22 protein-coding genes and 1 riboswitch are annotated in these 24,032 nt (G+C 63.2%); of the genes, 11 read left to right on the top strand and 11 right to left on the bottom strand.

Annotation, left to right across the window (positions count from 1 at the left end; translation table 11 throughout):
• Positions 1-62: 62 nt before the first annotated feature.
• The gene (locus tag XH80_RS31995) at positions 63-632 is read right to left on the bottom strand and encodes a TetR/AcrR family transcriptional regulator (protein WP_271602045.1); all 570 of its coding nucleotides are present in this window, start codon (positions 630-632) and stop codon (positions 63-65) included.
• 95 nt (positions 633-727) lie between these two features.
• On the opposite strand from XH80_RS31995, the gene XH80_RS31990 reads away from it, so the two are divergent.
• The gene (locus XH80_RS31990) at positions 728-1,108 is read left to right on the top strand and encodes a DUF4267 domain-containing protein (RefSeq protein WP_271602044.1); all 381 of its coding nucleotides are present in this window, start codon (positions 728-730) and stop codon (positions 1,106-1,108) included.
• Here the strand turns inward: XH80_RS31990 and XH80_RS31985 are convergent, their stop codons facing one another.
• Both XH80_RS31985 and XH80_RS31980 read right to left on the bottom strand, forming a co-directional pair.
• Positions 1,109-1,462, bottom strand: a complete 354-nt coding sequence (locus tag XH80_RS31985; protein ID WP_036024830.1) for a cupin domain-containing protein — start codon at positions 1,460-1,462, stop codon at positions 1,109-1,111.
• Between the two features lie 218 nt (positions 1,463-1,680).
• Positions 1,681-2,481, bottom strand: coding sequence for a DUF1269 domain-containing protein (locus tag XH80_RS31980; protein WP_271602043.1), 801 nt, complete (start codon positions 2,479-2,481; stop codon positions 1,681-1,683).
• Positions 2,482-3,089: 608 nt separating this feature from the next.
• Between XH80_RS31980 and XH80_RS31975 the strand changes: the two genes are divergently transcribed.
• Together XH80_RS31975 and XH80_RS31970 are read left to right on the top strand one after the other, a co-directional pair.
• Positions 3,090-3,563, top strand: a complete 474-nt coding sequence (locus XH80_RS31975; RefSeq protein ID WP_271602042.1) for an SRPBCC family protein — start codon at positions 3,090-3,092, stop codon at positions 3,561-3,563.
• A 60-nt stretch (positions 3,564-3,623) separates the two neighbouring features.
• The gene (locus XH80_RS31970; RefSeq protein WP_271602041.1) at positions 3,624-4,292 is read left to right on the top strand and encodes an NAD(P)-dependent oxidoreductase; all 669 of its coding nucleotides are present in this window, start codon (positions 3,624-3,626) and stop codon (positions 4,290-4,292) included.
• Positions 4,293-4,393: 101 nt separating this feature from the next.
• Here the strand turns inward: XH80_RS31970 and XH80_RS31965 are convergent, their stop codons facing one another.
• Positions 4,394-6,979 (bottom strand): excinuclease ABC subunit UvrA, encoded by a 2,586-nt coding sequence (locus XH80_RS31965; protein WP_271602343.1) that lies wholly within the window; start codon positions 6,977-6,979, stop codon positions 4,394-4,396.
• Between the two features lie 145 nt (positions 6,980-7,124).
• Positions 7,125-7,313: a hypothetical protein gene (locus tag XH80_RS31960; protein WP_271602040.1), complete on the bottom strand. Its 189-nt coding sequence runs from the start codon at positions 7,311-7,313 to the stop codon at positions 7,125-7,127.
• Between the two features lie 457 nt (positions 7,314-7,770).
• Here XH80_RS31960 and XH80_RS31955 point away from each other — a divergent pair, with 457 nt between their 5' ends.
• From XH80_RS31955 to XH80_RS31940, 4 genes are all read left to right on the top strand, one after another.
• Complete coding sequence (locus tag XH80_RS31955) at positions 7,771-8,589, top strand: SDR family NAD(P)-dependent oxidoreductase (RefSeq protein ID WP_271602039.1); 819 nt, start codon at positions 7,771-7,773, stop codon at positions 8,587-8,589.
• Positions 8,590-8,780: 191 nt separating this feature from the next.
• Positions 8,781-9,710 carry an MBL fold metallo-hydrolase gene (locus tag XH80_RS31950; protein ID WP_271602038.1) on the top strand — a complete coding sequence of 310 codons (930 nt, stop codon included), beginning with the start codon at positions 8,781-8,783 and terminating at the stop codon, positions 9,708-9,710.
• A gap of 511 nt (positions 9,711-10,221) precedes the next feature.
• Positions 10,222-10,307, top strand: a riboswitch (ZMP/ZTP riboswitch).
• Positions 10,308-10,341: 34 nt separating this feature from the next.
• Positions 10,342-11,619, top strand: coding sequence for a serine hydroxymethyltransferase (glyA, locus tag XH80_RS31945; protein ID WP_271602037.1), 1,278 nt, complete (start codon positions 10,342-10,344; stop codon positions 11,617-11,619).
• Between the two features lie 87 nt (positions 11,620-11,706).
• Entirely contained in the window at positions 11,707-12,195 is a 489-nt protein-coding gene (locus XH80_RS31940) for a CDP-archaeol synthase (RefSeq protein WP_271602036.1), read from the top strand.
• On the opposite strand, the gene XH80_RS31935 is transcribed toward XH80_RS31940, so the two are convergent.
• From XH80_RS31935 to XH80_RS31910, 6 genes are all read right to left on the bottom strand, one after another.
• On the bottom strand, positions 12,189-13,151 hold the full coding sequence (locus XH80_RS31935; protein WP_271602035.1) for a metallophosphoesterase: 963 nt from the start codon (positions 13,149-13,151) through the stop codon (positions 12,189-12,191). The two genes, XH80_RS31940 and XH80_RS31935, sit on opposite strands and share 7 nt — an antisense overlap.
• Positions 13,152-13,431: 280 nt before the next feature.
• Positions 13,432-14,769: a serine hydrolase domain-containing protein gene (locus XH80_RS31930; protein ID WP_271602034.1), complete on the bottom strand. Its 1,338-nt coding sequence runs from the start codon at positions 14,767-14,769 to the stop codon at positions 13,432-13,434.
• 205 nt (positions 14,770-14,974) lie between these two features.
• Positions 14,975-15,688, bottom strand: a complete 714-nt coding sequence (locus tag XH80_RS31925) for an ABC transporter ATP-binding protein (RefSeq protein ID WP_271602033.1) — start codon at positions 15,686-15,688, stop codon at positions 14,975-14,977.
• Positions 15,685-17,454, bottom strand: coding sequence for a branched-chain amino acid ABC transporter ATP-binding protein/permease (locus tag XH80_RS31920; protein WP_271602032.1), 1,770 nt, complete (start codon positions 17,452-17,454; stop codon positions 15,685-15,687). Before XH80_RS31920 ends, XH80_RS31925 begins: the two co-directional genes overlap by 4 nt.
• Positions 17,451-18,494 (bottom strand): branched-chain amino acid ABC transporter permease, encoded by a 1,044-nt coding sequence (locus XH80_RS31915; protein WP_271602031.1) that lies wholly within the window; start codon positions 18,492-18,494, stop codon positions 17,451-17,453. The genes XH80_RS31920 and XH80_RS31915 overlap by 4 nt, the downstream gene beginning before the upstream one ends.
• A gap of 42 nt (positions 18,495-18,536) precedes the next feature.
• Positions 18,537-19,685, bottom strand: coding sequence for an ABC transporter substrate-binding protein (locus tag XH80_RS31910; RefSeq protein ID WP_271602030.1), 1,149 nt, complete (start codon positions 19,683-19,685; stop codon positions 18,537-18,539).
• Between the two features lie 635 nt (positions 19,686-20,320).
• Between XH80_RS31910 and XH80_RS31905 the strand changes: the two genes are divergently transcribed.
• The 4 genes from XH80_RS31905 to XH80_RS31890 are packed head-to-tail and all read left to right on the top strand — an operon-like array spanning position 20,321 to position 24,000.
• Positions 20,321-21,103, top strand: coding sequence for an aspartate/glutamate racemase family protein (locus tag XH80_RS31905; RefSeq protein ID WP_271602029.1), 783 nt, complete (start codon positions 20,321-20,323; stop codon positions 21,101-21,103).
• Positions 21,104-21,132: 29 nt separating this feature from the next.
• Entirely contained in the window at positions 21,133-21,561 is a 429-nt protein-coding gene (locus XH80_RS31900) for an organic hydroperoxide resistance protein (protein WP_271602028.1), read from the top strand.
• Positions 21,562-21,583: 22 nt separating this feature from the next.
• Positions 21,584-22,762 carry a thiolase family protein gene (locus tag XH80_RS31895; RefSeq protein ID WP_271602027.1) on the top strand — a complete coding sequence of 393 codons (1,179 nt, stop codon included), beginning with the start codon at positions 21,584-21,586 and terminating at the stop codon, positions 22,760-22,762.
• A complete protein-coding gene (locus XH80_RS31890) occupies positions 22,759-24,000 on the top strand; it encodes an SDR family NAD(P)-dependent oxidoreductase (RefSeq protein WP_271602026.1) in 1,242 nt (413 codons plus the stop codon). Before XH80_RS31895 ends, XH80_RS31890 begins: the two co-directional genes overlap by 4 nt.
• Positions 24,001-24,032 lie beyond the last annotated feature (32 nt).

Below are 24,032 nucleotides of genomic sequence, written 5' to 3'. Positions count from 1 at the left end.
TTCCGGATCACTAATTTACGCGCCGCCGCTTGCGCCTGGCTGCGCGCGTTCGTTTGCCTTGCTCAGGCATCAAGAAGTCCGCGGACGACCAGCGCTATTCGCTGGTCACGTGCACTCTTTCTGATCCGGCCGGACCGCTCGAGCTCGGCCAGCCCATGGAGAGCGGCCCAGAACGTCTCGGTCGCGACCTCGACGTCGCTCCTCGATGGCGCCACGACGGAAGCCAGCGCCGCAAAACCGTCCTTCAACTCCGGCCTGGTGTCGGCGTCCGCGAAGCGGAGGCTGGTCGGCAGGGTGAACATCGCCTCGTAGAGCGCCGGATGCTGGCGCGCAAAGGCGAGATACGCGATTGCGACATTCTCAATTGCTTTTCCGCGATCGCTCGACCGCTGCGCGGCTTTCCGAAGCGCTTTGGCGAGTTCGCCGAACCCTTCGAGCGCGACAGCGGTCACGATCGCGTCCCTGTTCTCGAAGTGAGAATAGACCACCGGCTGGCTGTATTCGATCTCGTCGGCGAGACGGCGGATCGTGACGGCACTCCATCCCGCGCGTTCGGCGATCAGCCGCGCAGCCGCGGTGATGCGATGCTCCCGATCGGCCCGCTCCCTGGTTTTCCTCTCGGCGACACCCAAGACCCTGATCTCCAAACCGTGATGATGCCGTATTATAGCGTTACTTGATAAACTAGCAACGCTAGATTATTTTGCGATGGAAGAAGGAGGCGTCGATGTACTGGTTTTCAATCGCTGTGGCGTTGCTGGCGGCCCTCGGGATCATCGCCATCGGGTTAATGTATCTGGCCAATCCGAAGGGAGCGACGCAGAGTTTCGGCCTGCCGCTCCCCGAGCAAGGGCCGAACGTCGCCTGGTGGCTTCGTCTCAAGGGCGTGCGTGATGTCGTTTCGGGACTGGTCGTGCTCGCCTTGATGGCGTGGGGCGGCCCGCGAATGGTCGGTTTGGTTCTGCTGATCGAAGCGATCATTCCTGTGGGCGACATGTCGCTCATTCTCGCCGCGAGGGGCTCGACGGCGAGGGCGTTGGGCGTCCATGGCCTCACCGCCGCGCTGATGATCGCGGCGGCGATTGCTCTGATCGCGAGCGCGGCTTGATCAGACCAGGATGCGAGGCGCCGCGGTGGCCTTGTCACCGGAATTCGGTGTCCCCGTCGGCTCGATCAAGAGGATGTGCACTTCGCCGCGCGCCACGGGCCGGTGCTCAACGCCCTTGGGGACGACGAAAACCTCGCCGGGGTTGAGCGTGACGGTGCGATCCCGCAGCTCGATATCCAGCGTCCCGCTGAGCACGAGAAAAAAGTCGTCCGTATCCTCGTGCTTGTGCCAATGAAATGGCCCCTCGAGCTTCGCCACCATGATGTCATTGTCGTTATAGGTCGCGACCGTGCGCGGGGAGAACCGGTCAGTGAAGGTTGCGAGCTTCTCGGCGAGATTTGCGGGTGCTTTCATGGCGTGTCCTTGAGCGAGCCGTCTGTCCACGTTTGCAAGACGGGGCGTGCTGGTTAGCACGTGCTCGATCGCGAAACGAGACTGCTGCGATTCGGGAGACGGCCGAGAGGCGCACGATTCCGCCTCGCCATGGCGGGACCATGACGAGCCTGGCGGTGCTCAGGGGATTGCGGGCGCCCGGTCTGACCCGAGCGCCCTTCAAGCTGAGGAGCCCACGCCTAGGCCGCCAGCGCCTCTCTGGTCAACGTCCACGCCTGGTTGAGCTTCTTGGCGCGGACGTCGAAATCGGCCTTGACCTCGGCGATGCGCTTGTCGATGCGACGCTTGGCGCGATCGCTGGCCTGCTTTGCCTGCTCCGTCAGCGACTGAATTCTCGCATCCGTCTCGGCCCGGGCCTGATCAAGTCGCTTCTTCGCCTGCTCTTGCACTGTGTTGATCTGCAGTTTGACCTGCTCCATGTCCTTTTGGATCGCCGCGCGGTTTTCGGCGGCTGCATGCTTGAGATCGTCCTGCAATGCCTTCAGTTCCGCCTCGAACGCAGCGCTCTCGCGCATGAGTTGATCCTCGATGACCTCAGAGCGCAGGCGGCGGAAGACGGTCGCGCCGAGCTTGTGCAGACGCGTATCCACGGGCGTCATCCAGGTTTCCCCGACGTCGGCCAGCACGGCCGCCTTTCCGGGCGAAAGCTCTTTCGAGACTTCATCGAGAAACGCCGCGCTGATGCCGCTGCTGTCGAGATCAAAAGCCAGGCCGCCGAGGCCACCCAGCGAGGCGCCGACGAGCAGTCCGGCAGGGCCGGCGAGAAGCCCGATCAGACTCCCGGTGACCAAGCCGACAGCCGTGCCCACCGGGCCCTGGTCAGCCGCCTGCTTGACCTCGTTCTTGCCCGCCTTGTCCTTGACGACCACCGCCGAGGCATAAAGCGTGATGTCGCCCTCCTGATGAAGCTCCCGCAGGGCGCTCAAGCCCTCGAATGCCGAAGCCTCGGTTTCGAAAACTGCAACCAGCATCTTGTTCATGAGGAGTTCTCCTGTCGTTTGGTCTTGAAGTCGGTTATCTCGGAGCGCGCGGGGATCAGCGCATCGTTGCCTGGATCCCGTTCACGGGCTTTCTGCCTCCGATCGCGACCATCGTGGTCGCGAGCCCGGACGTGATGAGATTGACGCCGACCCGTGCGTGGTCTCGCTGACTGGCCGATGCGTGTCGCTCATCGCAGAATTCGAGGAACTCATTGTTTCCTCCATGAGATCGCAGACTGAGCTTTGCCGACCGCAAGCAATCGCATGCGGCGGCCACACGAGAATGATGTGCCGATGAGCGTTTCTCGGCCTTGACCCAGGTCAAATTCCGGCTGCGATAGGCGCGTGGCTCGACCTCCTCCGAGCCGAGCGCCGCCGATCAGCTTCCGAGCACTCTCTCTTCGAACTGCCGCACTTGAAACGCGCCGTGCGCGCAAACGCCGTGTCGCGGCTGCTCCTGGAAATCTGACGACCGTTCCACCTGTGAGACGATGCGTCCAAAATAAACGGCTATCGCTATTCTTTTGGATCACTAGTTTCGTGGTCACCAACCCGGCCGGCGCAGCTGTCGCCGCCGAACGCCAACCACAGCAACAAGGACCATCGTCATGATCTATTCGACCGCCACCGTCCCCGTGAACCCCGAGGGCGAGACCCGGCTGAGCCGCGAGCAGGTCTGGAAAGGGCTGGAGCTCAAGGCGCGCGACGCCCGCCTGTTTCTGCCGCCCGGCCTCTGCACGCGCTGCGACGTTGTCGCGGAGAGCGCGACGCACTTCGTGCGCGAAGCCACCATCGCCGGCGCGGATCTGCGCGAGATCATCACGCTCGAGCCGCAGAGCAAGGTCACGTTCTTCCAGGCCACCGGCCCGCGTGAAGGCGCCATCATCAACGAGATCGTCGAGAACGATGCCGGCGAGCTGCTGCTGAGATTCTACTGCTATCTCGGCCTGCGCGGAAAGCAGCCTGATGGTCCCGAGGAGCAGGCCGAGCAGGCGCAGTTCGACAGCGACAGAGGCTACAGGGCCGCGCTGCTGTCGACGCTCAAGCGCACCCGCGAGCTGCTCGCCGACGGCACGTTCTGACCAATTCACCTTCGCGTCGAACAATCTGGTTCCCGATCAGTCCGCATCATGGAGGCAACAATGACGACCCTCATCGACAATAACGCGAACGCGTCCCCAACGAAGATACTGGTTCTTGGCGCAACCGGCGGCACCGGACGCCAGATCGTCAAGCAGGCGCTGGCGCGCGGCCATCAGGTCACCGCGCTGGTGCGGTCACCGCAGAAGGCCGGCGATCTGAACGGCGTCAGGCTCGTCGTCGGCGAGGCGCGCGAGGCGAAGGTGCTTCGCGAAGCCCTGAGGGGACAGGACGCCGTCGTCAGCGCGCTCGGCACGCCGGCGAGCCCCTTCCGCGACGTGACGCTGCTCTCGAGCGCGACGCGCGCGCTCGTCCAGGCGATGAAGGCCGAGCACGTCGCTCGCCTGGTTGCGATCACGGGGATGGGCGCCGGCGACAGCCGCGGGCATGGCGGCTTCCTGTTCGATCGCGTGATCTTCCCGCTGCTTCTGAAGAACGTATATGCCGACAAGGACAGGCAGGAGGCCATCGTGAGGGACAGCGGGCTCGACTGGGTCCTCGTTCGTCCGACGATCCTGAACGACAAGCCCGGCGGCGGCGCGGTGCGGGCCCTGACGGATCTCTCCGGCTTCCGCGGCGGCAGCATCTCGCGACAGGACGTCGCCACATTCGTGCTGGATCAACTGCACAGCGATGACTGGCTGCATCGGGCTCCGTTGATCACAGGGTGAGGCGTGAGGGCTCATGAAACGTCCGAGAAGGGCCGGGGACCGCAATCGGAGCCAGTCGAGACCGTCCCTCTTGATGATCGCGCGTGGAGTGCGCTCGTCAGCTATTGTGGCGAGACCGTCGCTCCTGCTGCTCCTCGTGATCGCAGCCGATAGTCTTTCAGCGCTCGCGCCAGATAGGGCGCAGTGCGGCTCGCTTGGTGCTGCGCGATCTGCAGCGGCTGCCCGGCTGCGACGACCTGTCCTCCCTCATCCCCGGCGCCTGGCCCGATGTCGATCACCCAATCACTTGCGGCCACGACGCTCATGTCGTGCTCCACGACGATGACGGTGCTGCCGGCGTCGACCAGTCCGTTCAGCTGAACAATCAGCTTCTCGACATCCGAGGGATGCAGGCCGGTGGTCGGCTCGTCCAGGACATAGATGCTTCCCGTTCGCTGGGTGCGCTGGAGCTCGGTGGCGAGCTTGACCCGTTGTGCCTCGCCGCCGGACAGCTCCGTGGCCGGCTGGCCCAGACGGATATAACCGAGCCCGACTTGCCGGATCACGTCGAGCGACCTCGCAATGTGGACGTCGCCCACAAAAAACGCATGGGCCTCATCGACGGTCATCGCCAGAACGTCCGCGATCGACTTGCCCTTGAGCTTGATCTTCAGCGTATCCGGATTATACCGCGAGCCTTGGCACTCCGGACATGGTGCATAGACGCTGGGCAGGAACAATAGCTCGACGCAGACAAATCCTTCTCCCTGGCAGTTTGGACAACGCCCTTTCGGAAGGTTGAAAGAGAATCGGCCGGCGTCGAAGCGATGCCGTCGCGCATCTTTCGTCTGCGCGAACAGCTTTCGCACCTCGTCGAAAAGTCCGGTGTAGGTCGCCAAATTGGACCGGGGAGTCCTTCCGATCGGCTTCTGGTCCACCACGACCAACCGCTTCAACCGATCAAGCCCTTCGGTGATTTTGCCGCCCGAAGCGACAACAGGCGCGCGCTGAAGGATGTCCTCGCCGACATCGTCGGATGCGTGGGACTGCCCGAAGTGGCTACTCAGCGCCTCCACGAGGAACTGGCTGACAAGGCTGGACTTGCCAGACCCGGATACGCCAGTGACTGATGTCAGGACACCCAGCGGAAAGGCGACATCGATCCCCCTGAGATTGTTGCGCTCGACACCGCTCAGCTTGAGCCATCCTTTCGGATTGCGATGGTTTTGCCGGGGCGGTGGGACCCGGCCAAACAGGTATCTTGCGGTGTGCGATGTCTCGACGGATTTCAATCCGTCGAGAGGGCCGCTGTAAAGGATATTGCCGCCGTGCCGACCGGCGTCGGGCCCAACGTCGACGATCCAGTTGGCATGTCGCACCACGTCCAGCTCATGCTCGACCACAAAGAGCGAGTTTCCGCCTGCCTTCAACTTGTCGAGCGCCCGGAGCAGCGCTTCCGTGTCGGAGGGATGCAGCCCGGCGGACGGTTCATCGAGCACATAGACCACCCCGAAGAGGTTTGAGCGTACTTGCGTCGCCAGACGCAGCCGCTGGAGCTCGCCCGGTGACAAAGTCGGCGTACTGCGCTCGAGGGTCAGGTAACCGAGACCGAGGTCGAGGAGAACGCCAAGTCGTGCGCTCAGATCCTGCGCAATTCGCTGCACGACGATCGCCTTCTCCGGGTGAGCGTCCCGCCGGCCGACTCTTCCTTCGCAATATGGCCGCATCAGCGCGGCCAATTGCTTCAACGGAAGGCGAGCCATCTCGGCAATATCCATTCCGGCAAACTTGACCGAGAGCGCCTCGGCTTTGAGCCGCTTGCCGTGGCAAAGCGGGCATTCAGCGCTCAACATGAATTGCGAGACGCGCTTCTTCATCATCGCGCTGGTCGTATTGGCGAACGTCTCCATGACGTAGCGACGGGCGCCGGTGAAAGTGCCCTGATAGCTCGGCTCCTCCTTGCGCCGGAGCGCTCTGCGAACTTCCTTGGCGTCGTAACCGGCGTAAACAGGCACCGTGGGCTGCTCGTCCGTGAACAGAATCCAGTCGCGGTCCTTTTTCGGAAGCTCACGCCACGGCCTGTCCACGTCGTAGCCAAGCGTCGTCAGGATATCGCGCAGGTTCTGGCCGTGCCATGCGGTCGGCCACGCCGCGACGGCGCGCTGGCGAATGGTGAGGGTATCGTCCGGCACCATCGAGCGTTCGGTCACGTCGTAGACGCGCCCGAGGCCATGGCACTTGGGGCAGGCCCCTTCCGCCGAATTGGGCGAGAACGACTCGGCATAAAGCAGAGGTTGCGACTTCGGATAGTCGCCGGCGCGGGAATAGAGCATGCGAAGCAGGTTCGACAGCGTCGTGACGCTGCCGACGCTCGATCTCGTGGTCGACGATCCCCGTTGCTGCTGCAGCGCCACCGCCGGCGGCAGCCCCTCGACCTCGTCCACCTCAGGCACTGCCATCTGGTGAAACAGGCGACGGGCGTAGGGCGAGACGGATTCCAGGTAGCGCCGTTGCGCCTCGGCATACAGCGTCCCGAACGCCAGAGACGATTTTCCGGAGCCGGATACGCCGGTGAACACGACCAGCGCGTCCCGGGGAATGTCGACGTCCAGGTTCTTCAGATTATGCTCGCGCGCACCACGCACCCTGACAAATCCAGGGGTCGATGGTTGCAAGCGCTCGCTTGGTTTGTGCAGCTTCTGGTCCATGCCCGCCTGGTCCATGCCCGCCGCCGTTGTCCTCGGGACGACAACCGCGTCGAAGTGCCAACGATCCCAAGAAACGCGTCGCGGTCTTCTTGGAACCAGGCGTCAGTTTGCGAAGAGATAGGCCACGTCTGGCCGCCGTTTGCATCTACCCCTTTTGTTTTTCTTCTGCGCTTCTTCCGTCGGAGCTTCTTGAGCGTTCTTCGAAGCGATCGGCGCCCTTTGCCAGATCGTGCCCCATCTTGCTCTCGCGTTTCGCTTCGTCCTTGGCAGTTGCCTCGCGCAAGCCCTCAGCGGCCCGCTTTCCCGCTTCTGATGATTTTCGCTCGTGATCCATTGGTTGCTCCCTTTGTCGTGAGGACGCTCCTCCAGGAATAATTTCTTACCCAGCTTTCGGGCCTGTCCCGCTCAGCCGTAAACCTCCAATCAGATCGCCTGGGCTTTGTTCCTTTTCCGCCGGTCTGCTCTCCCGCGATGTAGGCGCCGCACCAATTAGGCCGGTTGGAGTCCGGCTGGCCAATCTGCTTCTCGTCGGGGCGCCCAAGACGGCCAATCCGGAATTAGCTTGCTCGCGTCGGCAAGACAGTCGCGAAACTCTGCTTCAGTCCGACCGGCACGTCCGGATGGAGCGACGCCGCGGAGGATCGGCGTATCGACGACACCCGGACAACTTATTGTGCAGCAAGAGCTATTGTATTACGGTTGTAATATGATATTACAATCATAATCTCATGGATTGGGGGCTCTCTCTCTTCGGTCTTGCGGTCCAAGGTCGCAGCTTTTGCGAGGAAGTCATGAACAAGACGGCAGCTCGAACGGCAATTGTCACCGGGGCTTCGACGGGCATTGGCTCGGTCTATGCAAGTAAGTTGGCTCGGCGGGGCTATGACCTGATCATGGTGGCCCGCAACGCGGAGCGGCTTGAAGCCAACGCCCTGCGGATCAGGCAGGAAACCGGCCAAAACGCCGAAGTCATCGTTGCGGACCTTGCCAAGTCGTTCGAGGTATCAAAGCTCGCGGATCGCATCGCCGATGACGCATCCATTGCCTTTCTCGTCAATAACGCCGGTATCTCGCTTCAGGGCGGCATGCTGCAGAATAGTCTGCCCGACGCCGAAACGCTGATTGCCGTCAACATCACGGCGCCAACGCTGCTTTCCATTGCGGCTGCCCGGGCATTCGCCAAGCGCGGCGGCGGCGGTATCGTCAACATCAGCTCGGTGACCGCGTTCGCGCCCGAGATGTTCGACGGCGCGTACAGCGGCTCGAAGAACTATTTGATCAATCTCACCATCTCTCTCGCCGGCAAGACCAGGGATGCAGGGATCCGGGTTCAGGCCGTGCTTCCTGGTCCGACCGACACGGAGATGTGGGCGCGCGGCCAAGTGCCGGAAAGCGTCATCCCGCGTTCGATGATCATGAACCCCGAAGATCTCGTCACTGCCGCGCTGGTCGGATTTGACCGGGGCGAGATTCTCACATTGCCGACGGTGGCGGATGAATCGGTTTGGGCAGCTTTCGAGGCGGCTCGCCAGGGCATGCGAACCTCGCTCGCTGCTGGTCGGCCGGCCCCCCGATACCTTCAGCCGGACGAGGCAGCTTCAGCGTCCTGAGCAAGCTGTTTTGCGAGCGGCGTGCCGGCGGCAAGCTCGCCGCTGGCCGCCTCATGAGACCTCGGCATCCCCGATTTCCCGCTGGTGGCGCACGCAAGGCTCGCTGCTGCAGATCGCATGGCGGCGACCTTTTGAGCCCGTCTGCATGCGACACGCACTTTCATTCGAATCGAACCCGTCGAGGAGAGCACATGACGCAGACGAGCCATCTCACATGGCGGATCGGCACGACGATCGTCACGCGTATCGAGGAGCTTCTAGGGCCGGCTTTCAGGCCACAGGAATTGCTCTCGGCCTTCGATCCAGCCGTTCTCGAAGAGCACCTGCATTGGATGGCACCACATCACTACGTGGCTGCAACCGACCAGTTCATCATGTCGGTACATTCCTGGCTGATACAGACGCCCGATCACAACATTCTGGTCGACACCTGCTGCGGCAACGCCAAGAACCGGCCGGCATCGCCGCATTTCCATCAACTCGGCACGCCTTATCTTGATCGTCTCCGAAGCGCAGGCCTGGAGCCGGCGGACATCGACTATGTGCTGTGCACCCACCTTCACGTTGATCACGTCGGCTGGAATACCCGATTGGTCGACGGCCGCTGGGTCCCGACCTTCCCAAACGCGAGATATGTCTTCTCTCGCGAGGAACTGAACTTTTGGAACCCATCGCACAATCCGCATCTGCCGGAGGAGCCGCGCGATGTCTTCACCGACTCCGTCCTGCCCGTGATCGCCGCCAAGCAGGAACAGGTCGTGAGCACGACCGACCAGCTCGGCGACAACCTTTTGATCGAGCCGGCGCCGGGGCACTCCCCTGGACACGTGATCTTGCGGCTCCTGAGTGGCGAGGATGAGGGCCTCTTCATCGGCGACGTCATGCATAATCCCATTCAAGTCTACCGCCCCGACTGGAGCAGCCGGTTCTGCATGAATCCGGAGCAAGCGATGCAATCGCGCCTGCGCGTGCTCGGCCATTGCGCGGAACATAACAGCCTCATGTTTCCGGCGCACTTCGGCATCCCGCATGCCGGTCGGATACGCAGTCGTGCGAACGGCTTTTCATTCGTGCCCGAAGAGGCGCAACAGGACGCTCCTTTGCCAAAGCGAGATACGTAGCTGATGAGTGTCATTCAATGGTTTGGGATAGCCGCTGTGGTCCGCCGCAGCCGGCTTGCTCCGCAAGCGACGAAGCATGACGGATATATCTAGCAATCCTTCGACGAACGACGCAGTGACAGACCAGCATCTCTCGCTCGGCCTTGCTGCCGCTGCCGAGGCAATCCGGCGGGGCGACCTCAGCTCCGAGGCTTACGCCCGTACGCTTCTGCGGCGAGCGCAGCTGCAGAGCAATCTCAATGTAGGGGAGGCAGCCTAGCTCCCCGGTCCTGCTCTTATGCGTCTGAAGTAGCGGCATGAATTTCCTCGCATCTCTCGTCGCCCTGGCTGCAGGCGCCAGCCTCGCCCATCACGCTCCTGCGAGGAATCGGCGTTGTGTGCCTCATCACCGGCGTGACGCTCGTACGCGGATAGCTTGTCTGCCATTGGTGACCCACGGCCGCACGAACTGGCAGTTGCAGACGCCTCGCAACTCGGCTAACCTTCCTTTGCGAAGAGCCCGTGCTCATTCGTTCTTTCGCGCGACTGGCGAGCTAACGTGGAAACGACCACGGTGAAGCGCGAACGGATCCGACGCCGATCGCCTGGGCAACCCATCTGCTGGAAAAACAGCGTGTTGAGGAGCCCGAGCATGCCGTCGTTTCGCAACGAACTGTCGATCAACGATACCGAGATCGCCGCCGCCCTTGCGGGGGAGGAGCGCCGTCAACAGGACGGCGTCGAACTGATTCCGTCGGAGAATTACACCTATCCGGAGGTGCTCGAACTGCTCGGATCGGTCTTCACCAACAAATATTCCGAGGGATATCCTGGACGCAGATATTACGGCGGCCAGCACTATACGGACGAAATCGAGAACCTGGCACGGCAGCGGGCCTGCTCGCTGTTTCGTGCCGAGCACGCCAACGTTCAGCCGCTTTCGGGATCACCGATGAACCAGGCCGTCTATCTCGGCCTGTTGAATCCCGGCGACACCATTCTCGCCATGGACCTCTCCCATGGCGGCCATCTCACGCACGGCGCGCCGGTGTCCCACATGGGGCGTTTGTTCAACTTCATGCGCTACAAGACGATCCCTTCATCAGGCGCGATAGATTTCGACGAATTGCGCGCAATTGCGCGCAAAGTGCGTCCGAAGATGGTGTTGTGCGGCTACAGCTCCTATCCGCGCGACCTCGACTATGCCGCATTCAAAAGCATTGCCGACGAAGTTGGCGCGCTCACGATGGCTGACGTGAGCCATTATGGCGGATTGGTTGCCGCTGATGTCATGCGCAATCCGCTTGATGCCGGCTTCGACGTCATGACGACGACATCGCACAAGACGCTGCGCGGCCCTCGGGGCGGGATCATCCTGTGCCGGAGGGAAATTGCGGGGCGGATCGATGCGTCCGTCTTTCCCGGGCTGCAGGGCGGGCCTCACATGAATGTCGTGGCCGGGATTGCCGTGACGCTCAAGCGGGCGGCGACCTCGGATTTCCAGGGTTACGCGCGGCAGGTCTTGCGCAACGCGAAGGTTCTCGCCGGCGCACTGATGGAGCGCGGCATGAAGCTGGTGACTGATGGAACGGACAATCACATGATGGTCGTCGATACGGCAGCGTCCGTCGGACTTGACGGGCGAGCAGCCGAGGAGGTGCTCGACGCCATAGCAATCACCACGAACAAGCAGGTTATTCCAGACGATCCGCGCCCGCCGCTCAGGCCGAGTGGAGTTCGCCTCGGGACACCGGCGGCGACGACGCGTGGCATGGAAGAGACCGAAATGCGTCGCATCGGCGAGTTCATTGCGGCTGCTCTGCGGGCCAACGGCGACGATGCGGTTCTCGCGCGCCTCAGGTCAGAGTGCGTCGAGATGTGCCGAGCCTTCCCTGTCCCGGGTGTGGTGTCCGGGTCCGGAGCGAACTGATCGGCCGCCAAACCAGTCTGCACCGCTAGACCGGTGCAGACCTCAAAAAGCGTATAGCTCACCGCGGACAAATGGATATGCGTTGGCATGCAGATCCTGCTCATTTTCAAGTTGCTGATATTGCTCGCCGTTGCCAATGGCGTGCCCGTTCTTGCAAAGCGCCTCTTTGGAAGCCGCCTCTCTTGCGCTCTTGACGGCGGTGTTCGTTTCATTGACGGCAGCCCGCTGTTCGGCCCTTCGAAGACGTGGCGAGGTTTGCTGCTTTCGATCGTCGTCACCACGGCCATGTCCCCATTTCTTGGCCTGGACTTCGCATCCGCCTTTCTGGTCGGGCTGGGCGCAATGGTCGGTGACTTGCTTTCGAGCTTCACGAAGCGTCGACTGGGCATAAAGCCAAGCGGCAAGGCCACGGGCCTCGATCAAGTGCCGGAGGCCTTGCTACCAGCCCTCATGTGTTGGAAACGCCTGTCCCTATCGGTCACCGACGTGGTCGTCCTGGTCGCCGTATTCTTCGTGGGCGAAATTGTCCTCTCCCGCCTGATGTTCAGGCTGCATGTTCGCGATCGCCCTTATTGATGACCGGCGTGAGCTGAATGAAGATGGTGCAGTGTTATTTCAGGCGCGCAATTCAGCCGTATCGGCACAACGGAGGAGCCGACCCCGACCGACGTGTAGCCGGTCATCTGGTGGTAGTTCCAAAGCCCGGCCCCAAACCGCCTGGGCAGCCTCGAATCCAGCGTGATCGGAACCGATCCCGGCAGGCAGATCTGCCCGCCATGCGTATGACCGCTCAAGAGCAGGTCGAAGCCGGCATGGGCTGCGTGACGATAGATTTCCGGCGTGTGCGACAGCAGGATCGTGAAGCTATCGGAAGGAATGGCCGAGGCAGCCTTCTCAATGCTGTCGACCCGATAAAAATGAGCGTCGTCGATACCGGCAAGATAGATCTGCTCGTTGGCTCGCGAGATCGGCGCGCACTCGTTCAAGAGCATCCTTATGCCCAGGTCCTCCAGAGCCGGGACCATTCGGACCGTATCATGGTTGCCGAGAACGCCGTAAGTTGGCGCTGTCAGCAGCGCACAAATTTGCGCCATACCTTCCATCGCCGCATCGAATGGACCGAACGTAGCGCCGCGGAAATCCCCCGTGAGCACGCAGATGTCGTACACGAGTGATGGAAGAAGCTCCGCCAAGCGCTGCATCGCGCCCTTGTTCATGTCCACATGCAAGTCGCTGATATGCAGCAGAGTGAAACCTTCGAATGCCCTTGGCAACAAGGCAAACACGAGATCGGTCTCTTTGACCTGAACGTCAGCCGCATTCTTCAACCCTCGCCAATAGAGGCCGGAAAGCTTGAAGACTCCGCGAATGAGAGAATGCACCGAATACCAGTTTTCGATGTGGAAAAAATTGAGGCCTTGACCGAATATCTGCGCTTCGTGGTCGGCCTCGATTCCAAGTCTCTGCCTGGCATGAAGCCTGCCAAGCCGCTTCTCGAGACGGCCGACGATGGAAGTTTGTAGCTGTTCCAAGAGCAATCCCTTTCAACTCGACTTGGCGGGCGCAAGGCCAAGCGAAGCGAAACCCATCAAACCTGACCCTTGCAATGACATGAGCTAACGAAAGACGCGGACGCTCCGCCGGCGTTTCGGGGCGATGGGTTTTGCAAGAGCTCTCCGCATTCTACATCTGTCCGGACATTCCGGTGACAGTGCACTTAACCAGGCTTAGAGCCTGGCTGAGTGCACTGTCACCGTCATTCCCGAACGCATTGCCGGTTAAGGTCTCTGAAGTCGATCAAGCTCTGGCAGGCTACCTCACCATCGCGTCGAAAATCAGCGGCGCCAACTCCGTCTCGATCCGCCCGCGCTGCGACGGTGACTGCATCATGCACAGCGCGAACAGATCGTCGTTTGGATCTACAAAGAAGAAGGTGCCGGCCACGCCATCCCATCCATATATGCCTGGCGGCCACGGCCTCTTCGGTTGCGGCGATGTGAGCACGGCAACCCCCAGCCCAAATCCGGCGTGGACTGCCAAAAAATAGATATCGGCGGGCGCGATTCCGCTCCCGGGACCGATTTGGTCCGACGTCATCAGGGCCACCGTCTCCGGCTTCAGATAGCGTCGTCCGTCGACCGTGCCGCCATTCAAGAGCATCTGCACAAAGCGCGCGTAGTCGCCGGTCGTCCCGACCATTCCGGCTCCGCCGGATTCCCAGCGCCTATGCACCATCGGGTCCCTGATTCCGGCAATGGGCGGTTCTATCAGATCATCTGGCAGGAACTGGGCAACCAGCGGGCGCTTCGCCTCGTCCGCGACAAAGAACGCGGTATGGCTCATGCCAAGGGGATCCAGCAGCCGCTCCTTCTCGAACTGAAACAGCGATTGTCCAGAAACCACCTCGATCACCCTCCCGAGCACATCGACGGAATGGCTATAGGTCCACCTCGTGCCCGGTTGCTCGGCGAGCGGCAGGTTCGCCAGGCGCGCAGCGAACTCGGCGTTGTCAAAATCGCCGCTGTACAGGTCGGCCTGCCGATAGAGTTTTTGCACGGGGCCGTCGCCGTAGAACCCGTAGGTGATACCGGAAGTCTGTCGCATCAGATCGAGTACGGTGATCGGGCGCTTGAGTGGTTCCAGCGTAAACACCGGCCTTCCGGTCGCGTCGGGCTTTTCCACGCCGACCTTTACGTCGGCAAAGGCCGGAATGTATTTGGAGAGGGGGTCATCCAGCGACAGCTTGCCGTCGTCGACCAGCATCAGCGCGGCAACCGATGTGATCGGTTTCGACATCGAATAGTACCGAAAGATGGTGTCATCCGTCATCGGCACCTTGGTTGCGACGTCGCGCAGGCCGAATTTTTCGTAGTAGACCGGCTTTCCGTGCTGCTGGATCAACAGGATCGCGCCGGGAATTTTACTGATCGCGATCTCATGTCGTAGATAGTCACCGATGCGCTGAAGGCCCGGTTGCGAAAGGCCTCGCGCGGCCGGCGTATCTCCAGACGTGGCATTCAAACTTGCAGCAACGAGCGCGGCGACCAGCGCGAACGCCGCCAACCTTGCGGCCGCCTTGATCCGTTGGCCGGCTCGCGTCAGACGTTCAAAATAGGTCGAGGTAGCGCGTGATGAGGATGTGCTAAACATGTGAGCCTCGCCACAATGGCCCCTGTGTCGAGCCGCCGTTGTTGCGTGCGAACAAGTCTGAGCGGCGATGATGACATCATGCCACTGTTTTGCCCGACGGAGCAAGCGAATTTCGTAAAATCCGTAAGCTGGCGACTAAGCCATTGATATGGCTCTCGCCGGCTACTGTGCATGGGGTTGTTTTCGACTGTTCCGGTCGGACCGGTCAGTGCCCACCAAGATAGGCCGTGATCAGCCTTTTATCATGGATCAGATCCTTGGCGGGGCCGGCCTGCACGATCTCGCCGGTCTCGAGCACATAGCCGTAGTCGGCGGTCTCCAGCGCGGCGCGGGCGTTCTGCTCGACCAGCAGGATCGAGACGCCGAGGTCGCGCAGCGAGGCGATGGTGCGGAAGATTTCGCGCACGATCAGCGGTGCGAGGCCGAGGCTGGGCTCGTCGAGCATTAGCAATTTCGGCTTCGCCATCAGCGCGCGGCCGAGCGCCAGCATCTGGCGCTCGCCGCCGGAGAGGGTGCCGGCGGCCTGGCGCTGCCGCTCCTTCAGGCGGGGGAAGCGGTCGTAGACTTCGTCCAGCGTCTTCTGCACGCCGGAGCGGTCGCGCAGGCTGTAGGAGCCGAGCAGGAGATTGTCGGCGACTGACATGTCGGAGAACAGCTCGCGCTTTTCCGGCACGAGGCAGAGCCGGCGCTCGACGCGGTCCTCAACCGACATCCTGCCGATGTCGTTGCCCTGAAAGACGAGGCGGCCGCGCGAAGCGAGCAGGCCGATCGCGGCCATCAGCAGCGTGGTCTTGCCGGCGCCGTTCGGGCCGATCACGGTGACGATCTGTCCTTCCTCGACCGACAGCGTGACGTTGCGGACCGCTTCGACATTGTCGTAGCAGACGGTCACATCGCGCATCGAAAACATCTCGCTCACGCGACGCCTCCGAGATAGGCCTCTTGCACCCGCTCGTCGCTGCGGATCGCGGCGGGCGCGCCTTCGCAAAGCTTGGAGCCGAAATCGAGCACCACGATGCGGTCGACCAGCGACATCACGAACTCCATGTCATGCTCGACGATCAGGATGGTGAGATGGTCCGATCGCAGTGACCGTAGCAGCTCCGCAAGCCGCAGCTTCTCCTGGCGGCGCAGCCCCGCCGCCGGCTCGTCCAGCACCAGCAGCGCCGGATCGGCGGCGAGCGCGCGCGCGATCTCGAGGATGCGCTGGTTGCCGAGCGGCAGATTGCCGGCGAGCTCGAACGGCTTGTCGCCGAGCCCGACGCGTTCGAGCTGCATCAACGCCTCGTGCCTCGTGCTGGCTTCCTCGCGCTGGTTGAGGCGGAACGCGCCGGCGAACAGGCCCGTGCTGGTGCGCGCGTAAGTGCCGAGCATCACGTTCTCCAGGAGGCTCATGCGCGGCCGCAGCTTCACATGCTGGAACGTCCGGGCGATTCCACCCTTGGCGATGCGCGATTGCGGATCGCGCGTGATCGGGCGTCCGGCGAAGACGATCTCGCCCTTGTTCACCCTCAGCGCGCCGGTGAGGCAATTGAACATCGTGCTCTTGCCGGCGCCGTTCGGGCCGATGACGGCGAGGATCTCGCCGGAGCGGACTTCGAAGCTGACATTGTTGACCGCGACGAGGCCGCCGAACCGACGCTCGGCGCCATCGACCTTCAGAAGCAGCTCGCCCGGTGCCGGCTGCGGGCGGCGGGGCAACGGCGGCGCCGGCTCGGGCCGCTCGCGCTTGATCTTCGGCAGATAGCGCGCGACGAACGGCACGATGCCCTGCCGCGCCCATTGCAGGAACAGGATGAACAGCGCGGAGAACGCGACGATCTCGAGCTGGCCGGACGCGCCCTTGGCGATCAGCGGCAGATAGTCCTGCACGCTGTTCTTCAGCAGGGTGACGATCGCCGCGCCCACGACGCCGCCGAGCAAACTGCCGGCGCCGCCGACCATGGACATCATCAGATATTCGATGCCCATGCCGGCATCGAACGGGCCCGGGCTGATGAAGCGGCTCATATGCGCGTAGAGCCAGCCGGAGAGGGAGGCGAGGAAGGCCGCGATCACGAAGGTGACGAGCTTGATCTTGAAGGCGTTGATGCCGAGGCTCTCGACCAGGATATTGCCGCCGCGCAGCGCGCGCATGGCCCGGCCGAGCCGGGAGTCCAACAGGTTGTAGCCGAGGAAGAGAACCGCTGCGACGATGCCCCAGATCAGGAAATAGATCTGCGCGCTGCTGACGAGCGCGAACGATCCGATGCTGATCGGCGGGATCGACGAGATGCCATTGAAGCGGCCGAGCCCCTCGACATTGCCGAACAGGAAGCCGATGGCGAGACCCCAGGCGACGGTCGACAGCGACAGGAAATGTCCCTGCAGCCGAAGAGTGACGACGCCGAGGACGGTCGCGACACCGCAGGTCAGCACCACGCCGAACACGAGGCCGAGCCAGGGCGAGTACCCGTTCAGCGCCGAGACCCACGCGGTTGCGTAAGCCGCGACGCCGACGAAGGCCGCCTGTCCAAACGACACGATGCCGCCGACGCCGGTGAGCAGGGCAAGGCCGATCGCGACCAGCGAATAGATGCCGATATAGTTCATTAGCGTGATGCTGAACGGGCTGAGGACGAGCGGCGCGAGCGCGAGGCACGCCACCGCGGCAATCGCTGCGAGCTGAACGTGAAGGCGCGTCATTCCTCGATCTCCTCCTCGGAATGCAGCGAGGCGAGCGATCGCCAGATCAGGATCGGGATCAGCAGCGAGAACACGATGACATCCTTCAGCGCGCTGCTCTGGAAGGAGGCGAAGCTTTCGAGGATGCCGACTCCAACCGCGCCGATCGCAGCTCCTGGATAGCTGGTCATGCCGCCGACGATGGCGCCGACAAAGGCCTTGAGGCCGATCAGGAAGCCGGAATCGTAGAACACGGTGTTGACGGGTGCGATCAGGATGCCGGAGACGCCGGCCATCAGCGAACCCAGCAGATAGGCGATGGTGCCGGCGCGCGCGGGGCGGATGCCCATCAGGCGGGAGCCGGTCCGGTTCACGGCGGTGGCGCGCAGCGATTTGCCGACCAGCGTGAAGTCGAAGAAGAGATAGAGCAGGCCGGAGAAGACGAGCGCTGCGATCACGATCAGCATGGTCTGACCCGAGATCAGCACGCCGGCGAACTCGGTCGAGAACGAGGTCAGCGGCTCGGTCCGGACACCTTCGGGGCCGAAGAACAACAGCCCAAGTCCGACCAGCGCGAAGTGCAGCGCGACCGAGACGGTCAGCAGCAGCAGCACCGTTCCGTCCGCGATGGGCCGGAACACGATCCGGTCCAGCAGCGGAGCGATCGGCGTGATCAGCAGCAAGGCGAGCACGAGTCTGACACCGAGCGGCGGATCGGCGCGCATCGTCAGCCAGGCGAGACCAACCACGGCCAGCGGCAACGCGAGATAGAAGAACAGCGCGCGCGGCAGCAGCCGAAGCTCGCCCGCGCGCAGCAGCGAGATGATTTCGATCAGGGCTGCGAGGCAGGCCAGGATGACAACCAACGCGCCCGTGCCCGGAAAGCGCTTCGCATCGAGCGCGGCCAGCGTCAGCGCCGTGAAGGCTGCGATGTCGCCGAAGGGAATGAAGATGACCCGTGTCACCGTGAAGATGAGGACGGTTCCGATCGCCACCAGCGCATAGACTGCGCCGGTGGCGATCCCGTCGATCGCAAGAATGGCTGCGATGTCGCTCGTCATTGAGAACGCCGTCCCCTTGTAGTGGTGGCCAGCCGCCGTCCGCTAAGGCGCGTATTTCCAGGCGCCGCCGGTCAGGCGCACCACAACGAGCGAACGTTCGTCGACACCGGTGACCGAACCCGGCTTGAAGTTGTAGACGGCATGCACGCCCGGCAGCTCCTTGGTGCTGAGGATCGCATCCCGCAGCGCCGCGCGGAATTCCGCCGTGCCGGGTTTGGCGGTCTTCAGCGCGCGCTCGGCGGCATTGGCGAAGATCAGCCAGGCGTCGAACGAGTAAGCGGAGAAGCCGTCGGTGGTCGGGATGTTATGGACCTTCTGGTAGACGCTGCGGAAATCCAGCGCGATTTTCTTGGCGAAGTGCTCGTCGGGCAGCTGCTCGGCGACGATCACGGGACCTGCGGAAACCTGGATGCCGTCGGCCGCCTTGCCGCCGACATTGACGAAGTCCGGATTGACCAGCGCCACCGTGCCGTAGGTGTTTCCCTTGAACCCGCGGTCGGCGAGGCTGAGCAGCGGCAGCGCGCCTTGCGTGCCCGAGCCGCCGTCCAGCACGGCATCCGGCCGCGCGGCCAGCACTTTGAGGATCTGCGCGGTCACCGAAGTGTCGGTGCGGGCATAGCGCTCGTTGCTCTGGATCTTGATGTCGCCGGCGGCTTCGGCCGCCTTGGCGCCGTTGTAGACGAGATCGCCCCAGGCGTCGGAGAAGCCGATATAGCCGATGTTCTTCATGCCGTCGCGCTTCATGCGATCGGCGACGATCTTGACCAGGAGGGATGCCGGCTGCGGCACCGACACCACCCACTGTTCGGGCGTATCAGGCAGCTTGCCGATCGGCGACACCGCGATCATCGGCACCTTCAATTCGCTCGCCACCGCCGCCATGGCGATGGTCGAAGGCGCCGTCGCCGTCCCAATCAGGAGATCGACCTTCTCCTCTTCCACCAGCTTGCGCGCGTTGCGGGTCGCGGCCGACGGGTCCGAGCCGTCGTCCAGCTGGATCAGACGAATGGTCTCGCCGTTGATGGTTTTCTTGTACTCATAGGCGGCGTTGATGCCGCGCCCGTAGGGGATGCCGATCGACGAGCCGTTGCCGCTGAGCGAGGTGACGAAGCCGATGGTGATGTCGGCCCGCGCAGCCGGGGCGGCAGCGATGCCCGCTGCAAGTGCAAGGAAGCTCAGAGTCTTGCGCATACGCGTTCTCCTCCGTTGATGCTGGATAGGGATGCCGTGAAGCTGCCGCGCGGAAACCCCCGAACGACGAGCCAACCGATTGAAAGCATTGCTGCAGCGCCAAATACCGGGCGCGTCCGAAGAGAGTTTGCTCGCCCGGCGCTCAGCAGTCATGATGTTGCTTGCCGCGCGAACGTCGAACCCACCGGCGAATGCAGGCGGGCCCTTTCCGGAGCGATGAAAGACCCTCGGTGCGGCCGCGACGCGCGACCGGCGACGCTGCCGCTACAGCCGGCTGTTCGAGCCCGGCGAATGTCCACACGATCGAGTCTCTCAAAATCGGTGCCCTGCAACATCATTGTCACGGCCGCCGGTCCCTGGTCGGCGAAGAATTACTTAAAGCCTAAAGTATCGGCGGTGGCGCCGTCAACACGTGTCACGGGGCTGTCAGAAAAAAATGTTGCTGCATACAATTTCGTCAGTGTGCGGCGTTTCTTGGCGGCCCGGTGGAGCGAAAAAGCCCTGCGGCCCATGCTCCGACGGCGAGCCTCGCAGTCGCCGCCGCGCGCATTTGACGCGTGAATTAGTTTATGATTGAAATATATTCATCGGCAGCCGACGACCGATCCTCCGATCGCCGCTTGAGGAGAAGGACGATGCGCATCTTCTGGCAGAGCTTCGTTGATGCGAGCGTGAACGCGCCCTACATGGCGCGGCTGTCGGAATACCTCAACGGCATCGCTGCACCAGGCACGACGGTTCACGTCGAGGGTATCAGTCCGCCGGACCGCGAGTTCGGCCGGCTCGCGGAATTGCGCTGCGCCGTCCAGGCGATCGACAACGGCATCGCGGCGGAGGAGGGCGGCTTCGATGCCTTCGTCATGGGGCATTTCCAGGATCCCGGCCTCTACGAGCTGCGCTCGGCGCTCGACATTCCCGTGATCGGGACCGGCGAGGCGACGTTGCTGGCGGCCTCGCAGCTCGGCCGGCGTCTCGGTCTTGTGACGCTCGATCCTGTCTTCGAGGTCTGGCACTATGAGCAGGCCGAGCGCTACGGCCTCGGCGATCGCGTCGTCCATGTGACCGGCCTCGGCTGCAAGCCGGAGGATTTCGCCGACGCCTTTGGTGGAGACGCTGCTGCGCAGGCCCGCATGATCAAGGACTTCGTCGCCTGCGCGCTGCCGCTGGTCGCGCGCGGCGCTGATGTCGTGATCCCGGCCGGCGTGCTGCCGGGCCTCCTGATCGGGAAGGAGCATGGCCTGAAGGTCGGCCACGCGCCGGTGGTCAACTGCGCGGCCGTGGCGCTGAAGAGCGCCGAGATGTGGGTGCAGCTCCGCAAGCTCAACGGCACCGAGCCCAGCCGCGGACCGAGCTTCAAGCGGGCCAGCGCCCAGGCGCGCAGCGATTTTCGCGCGCTGCTGGCCCGTAACAGCCGCTAGTTCTCGAAACCGTTCCTGGAGAACCCGTCATGATGACTCCCGAAAAGATCCTGTACGAGACGGAGGTGACGGCGACCGGAGGTCGGGATGGCAAGGCCGCCAGCGTCGACGGTCGGTTGTCGGTGTCGCTGTCCGTGCCGAAATCGCTGGGCGGTCCCGGCGGCGAAGGCACCAATCCCGAGCAGCTTTTCGCCGCCGGCTATGCCGCCTGCTTTCTCGGTGCGGTCAAGCTCGTCGCGCGCACGAGAAAGGTGGTGCCCTCCGCCGAGCCGTCCGTGACGGCGAAGGTTGCGATGGGGCCGGTGCCGGTCGGATATGCGCTCGCTGTCGAGCTGAAAGTCAACCTGCCAGGCGTCGAGAAAGCAGCGGCGGAAGAGGTCGTTGCCGCCGCACATGAGCGCTGCCCCTATTCGAACGCAACCCGCGGCAATATTGCCGTGAAACTGACGGTGGTCTGAGGCGGATGAACGAGGGCGGTCGGTGACCAACACCTTGCGCACACCGTATGATGGCGTGGTGATCGCCGCGCCCGTCACGATTCCCTATGTGCGCTACTCCATCGAAAGCGCGCAATGGTGGATCGGCCGTGCCCTGAGCGCGCTCGTTGCGCAAGCCGGCATCAAGGCCTCCGACATCGACGGCCTGTGCGTCTCCAGCTTCACCATGGGGACTGACAGCGGGGTTGGACTGACGCAGCATTTCGGGCTGTGCGTCCGGTGGCTAGATACGATCCCGCTCGGCGGCGCCAGCGCCATTGCAGGTCTGCGCAAGGCGGCGCGCGCGGTTCAGGCGCGCGACGCCGACATCGTGGCGTGTGTCGCCGGTGACACCAATCACGTCGATTCGTTCAGGCTCACGCTCGAGAACTTCTCGCGCTTCAACCAGGACGCCGTCTATCCCTACGGCGCGGGAGGCGCCAATTCGAGTTTTGCGCTGATCGCACGCAACTACATGCGGACGTTCGGGGTCACGCGTGAGGATGTCGGCAGGATCGCCGTCGCCCAGCGTGCCAACGCCTTGCGCAATCCGCATGCGCTGATGAAGACGCCGCTGACCATGGAGCAATATCTGGCCGCCCGGCCGATCTCCGATCCCATTCATCTGTTCGATTGCGTGATGCCGTGCGCCGGCGCCGAGGCCCTCCTCGTGATGCGCGAGGAGACTGCGGCATCGCTGGGTCTGCCTGCGGCGCGATTGCTGTCGACAATCGAGCGGCACAATGCCTTTGCCGACGATCCGATGCAGGTGCGCGGCGGCTGGGCGATGGATGTGGACGAGCTCTACGCGATGGCCGGCGTGAAGCCTGATGATCTCGATGTCGTGCAGACCTATGACGATTACCCCGTCATCGCCATGATGCAGTTCGAGGATCTTGGCTTCTGCAAGAAAGGCGAGGGCGCCGCGTTCGTGCGCCAGCATGATCTCACGATCGACGGCGACTTCCCGCACAACACCTCGGGTGGACAGCTCTCCGTCGGGCAGGCCGGTGCGGCCGGCGCCTATCTCGGTCTCGTCGAGGGGCTGCGGCAGGTTCTGGGCACTGCAGGCCCCACACAGGTCAGGAATGCCAGCCTCGCACTGGCCTCGGGATTCGGTATGATCAACTATGACCGTGGTCTCGCCTCGGGCGCCGCGATCTTTGCAGGGCCTTCGCGATGATAGAGCCGATCAAGCCGCCCCGGCGCAAGAACCCGCTGCTGCGGACGCGGCTGCCTGCCTCGCCTCCGCGACCGCGCAGCAGGACGTCGCACGGGTTCACGCGCGCGGCCGCCGAGGGCCGCTTCATGCTGCAACGCTGCGAGGCTTGCGGCTCTTTTGCCTATCCGGCACGGGAGGCATGTCCGTCCTGTCTTTCGGTTGGCCTTGTCTTCATCGACGCGCCACGCCGGGGCACCCTGCTCGCCGAGACCACGGCCCGCGTGCCGAGCGACGTCTATTTTCGCGAACGGGCGCCGTGGCGGATCGGGCTCGTCAAGATGGATTGCGGTCCGAGCATTGTCGCGCATCTTCATGCCGACTGTGTAGAGGGCGCGGCCGTCCGCATGTCGTTGCAGCTCGACAAGAGCGGGCAGGCGGTGGCCTTTGCCCATCCCGAGGGGGAGACTCCGAACATGGCGGACGACAGGCAGTGGCGGGAAATGACAGCCGATCCGAAATTCCGGCGCGTGCTCGTGACCAACGGCCGTAACATGATCGGCCAGGAAGCCGTCGCTGCCTTGAAGGCCGCAGGCGCCAAGACGGTGTTCGTCGGCGTCGCCGAACCGTGGCGGCCCTTTGCCGGCGAGGAGCGGCTGCGCGGTCAGGATGGGATCGAGATCGTGACCCTCGATGCGGCCGACGAAAAATCGGCGGCTGATCTTGCCGCCGACATCGGCGGCAAGGTCGATATCCTCGTCAACACGACGGAATATGTGCGGCCGGGCGGCCTGCTCGACCGCAGGGGCACGAGCATTGCGCGCGACGAGATCGACCAGGCCTATCTCGGCTTCATCAATCTCGCGCAGGCTTTTGGTCCCGCCATGCGGATGCGAGGTGCCGACGGCGTCAATAGTAGTAGCGCGTGGGTCAATATTCTCTCGGTCTATGCGCTGGCGAACTGGCCTGCCTTTGGTGCCTATTCGGCCTCGCAGGCGGCGTGCCTGTCGCTCTCGCACTGCCTTCGTGCGGAGCTGAGGCCCGGCGGCGTCAAGGTGATGAATTTGTTCACCGGGCCCGTCGACACCGAATGGTTCCAGACTGTCCCGCCGCCGAAGGTGGCGCCGCGCGCGATTGCGCAGGCGATCGTGTCGGGTCTGAAGGGCGGGCTCGAAGAAGTCTATGTCGGAGACGTCGCCGAGGAGATCCGGCAACGTCTCGCGGCCAATCCGAAAGCGCTGGAGCGCGAGCTCGACAAGTAAGAAGCGGATTTCAACCAAGCTGGAGGACGTCA

This window comes from Bradyrhizobium sp. CCBAU 45384 (assembly GCF_028128665.1).
Classification (GTDB): domain Bacteria; phylum Pseudomonadota; class Alphaproteobacteria; order Rhizobiales; family Xanthobacteraceae; genus Bradyrhizobium; species Bradyrhizobium manausense.
Note: the sequence above shows the minus strand (reverse complement) of the source record. Positions and strands in the feature narration are given on the sequence as shown.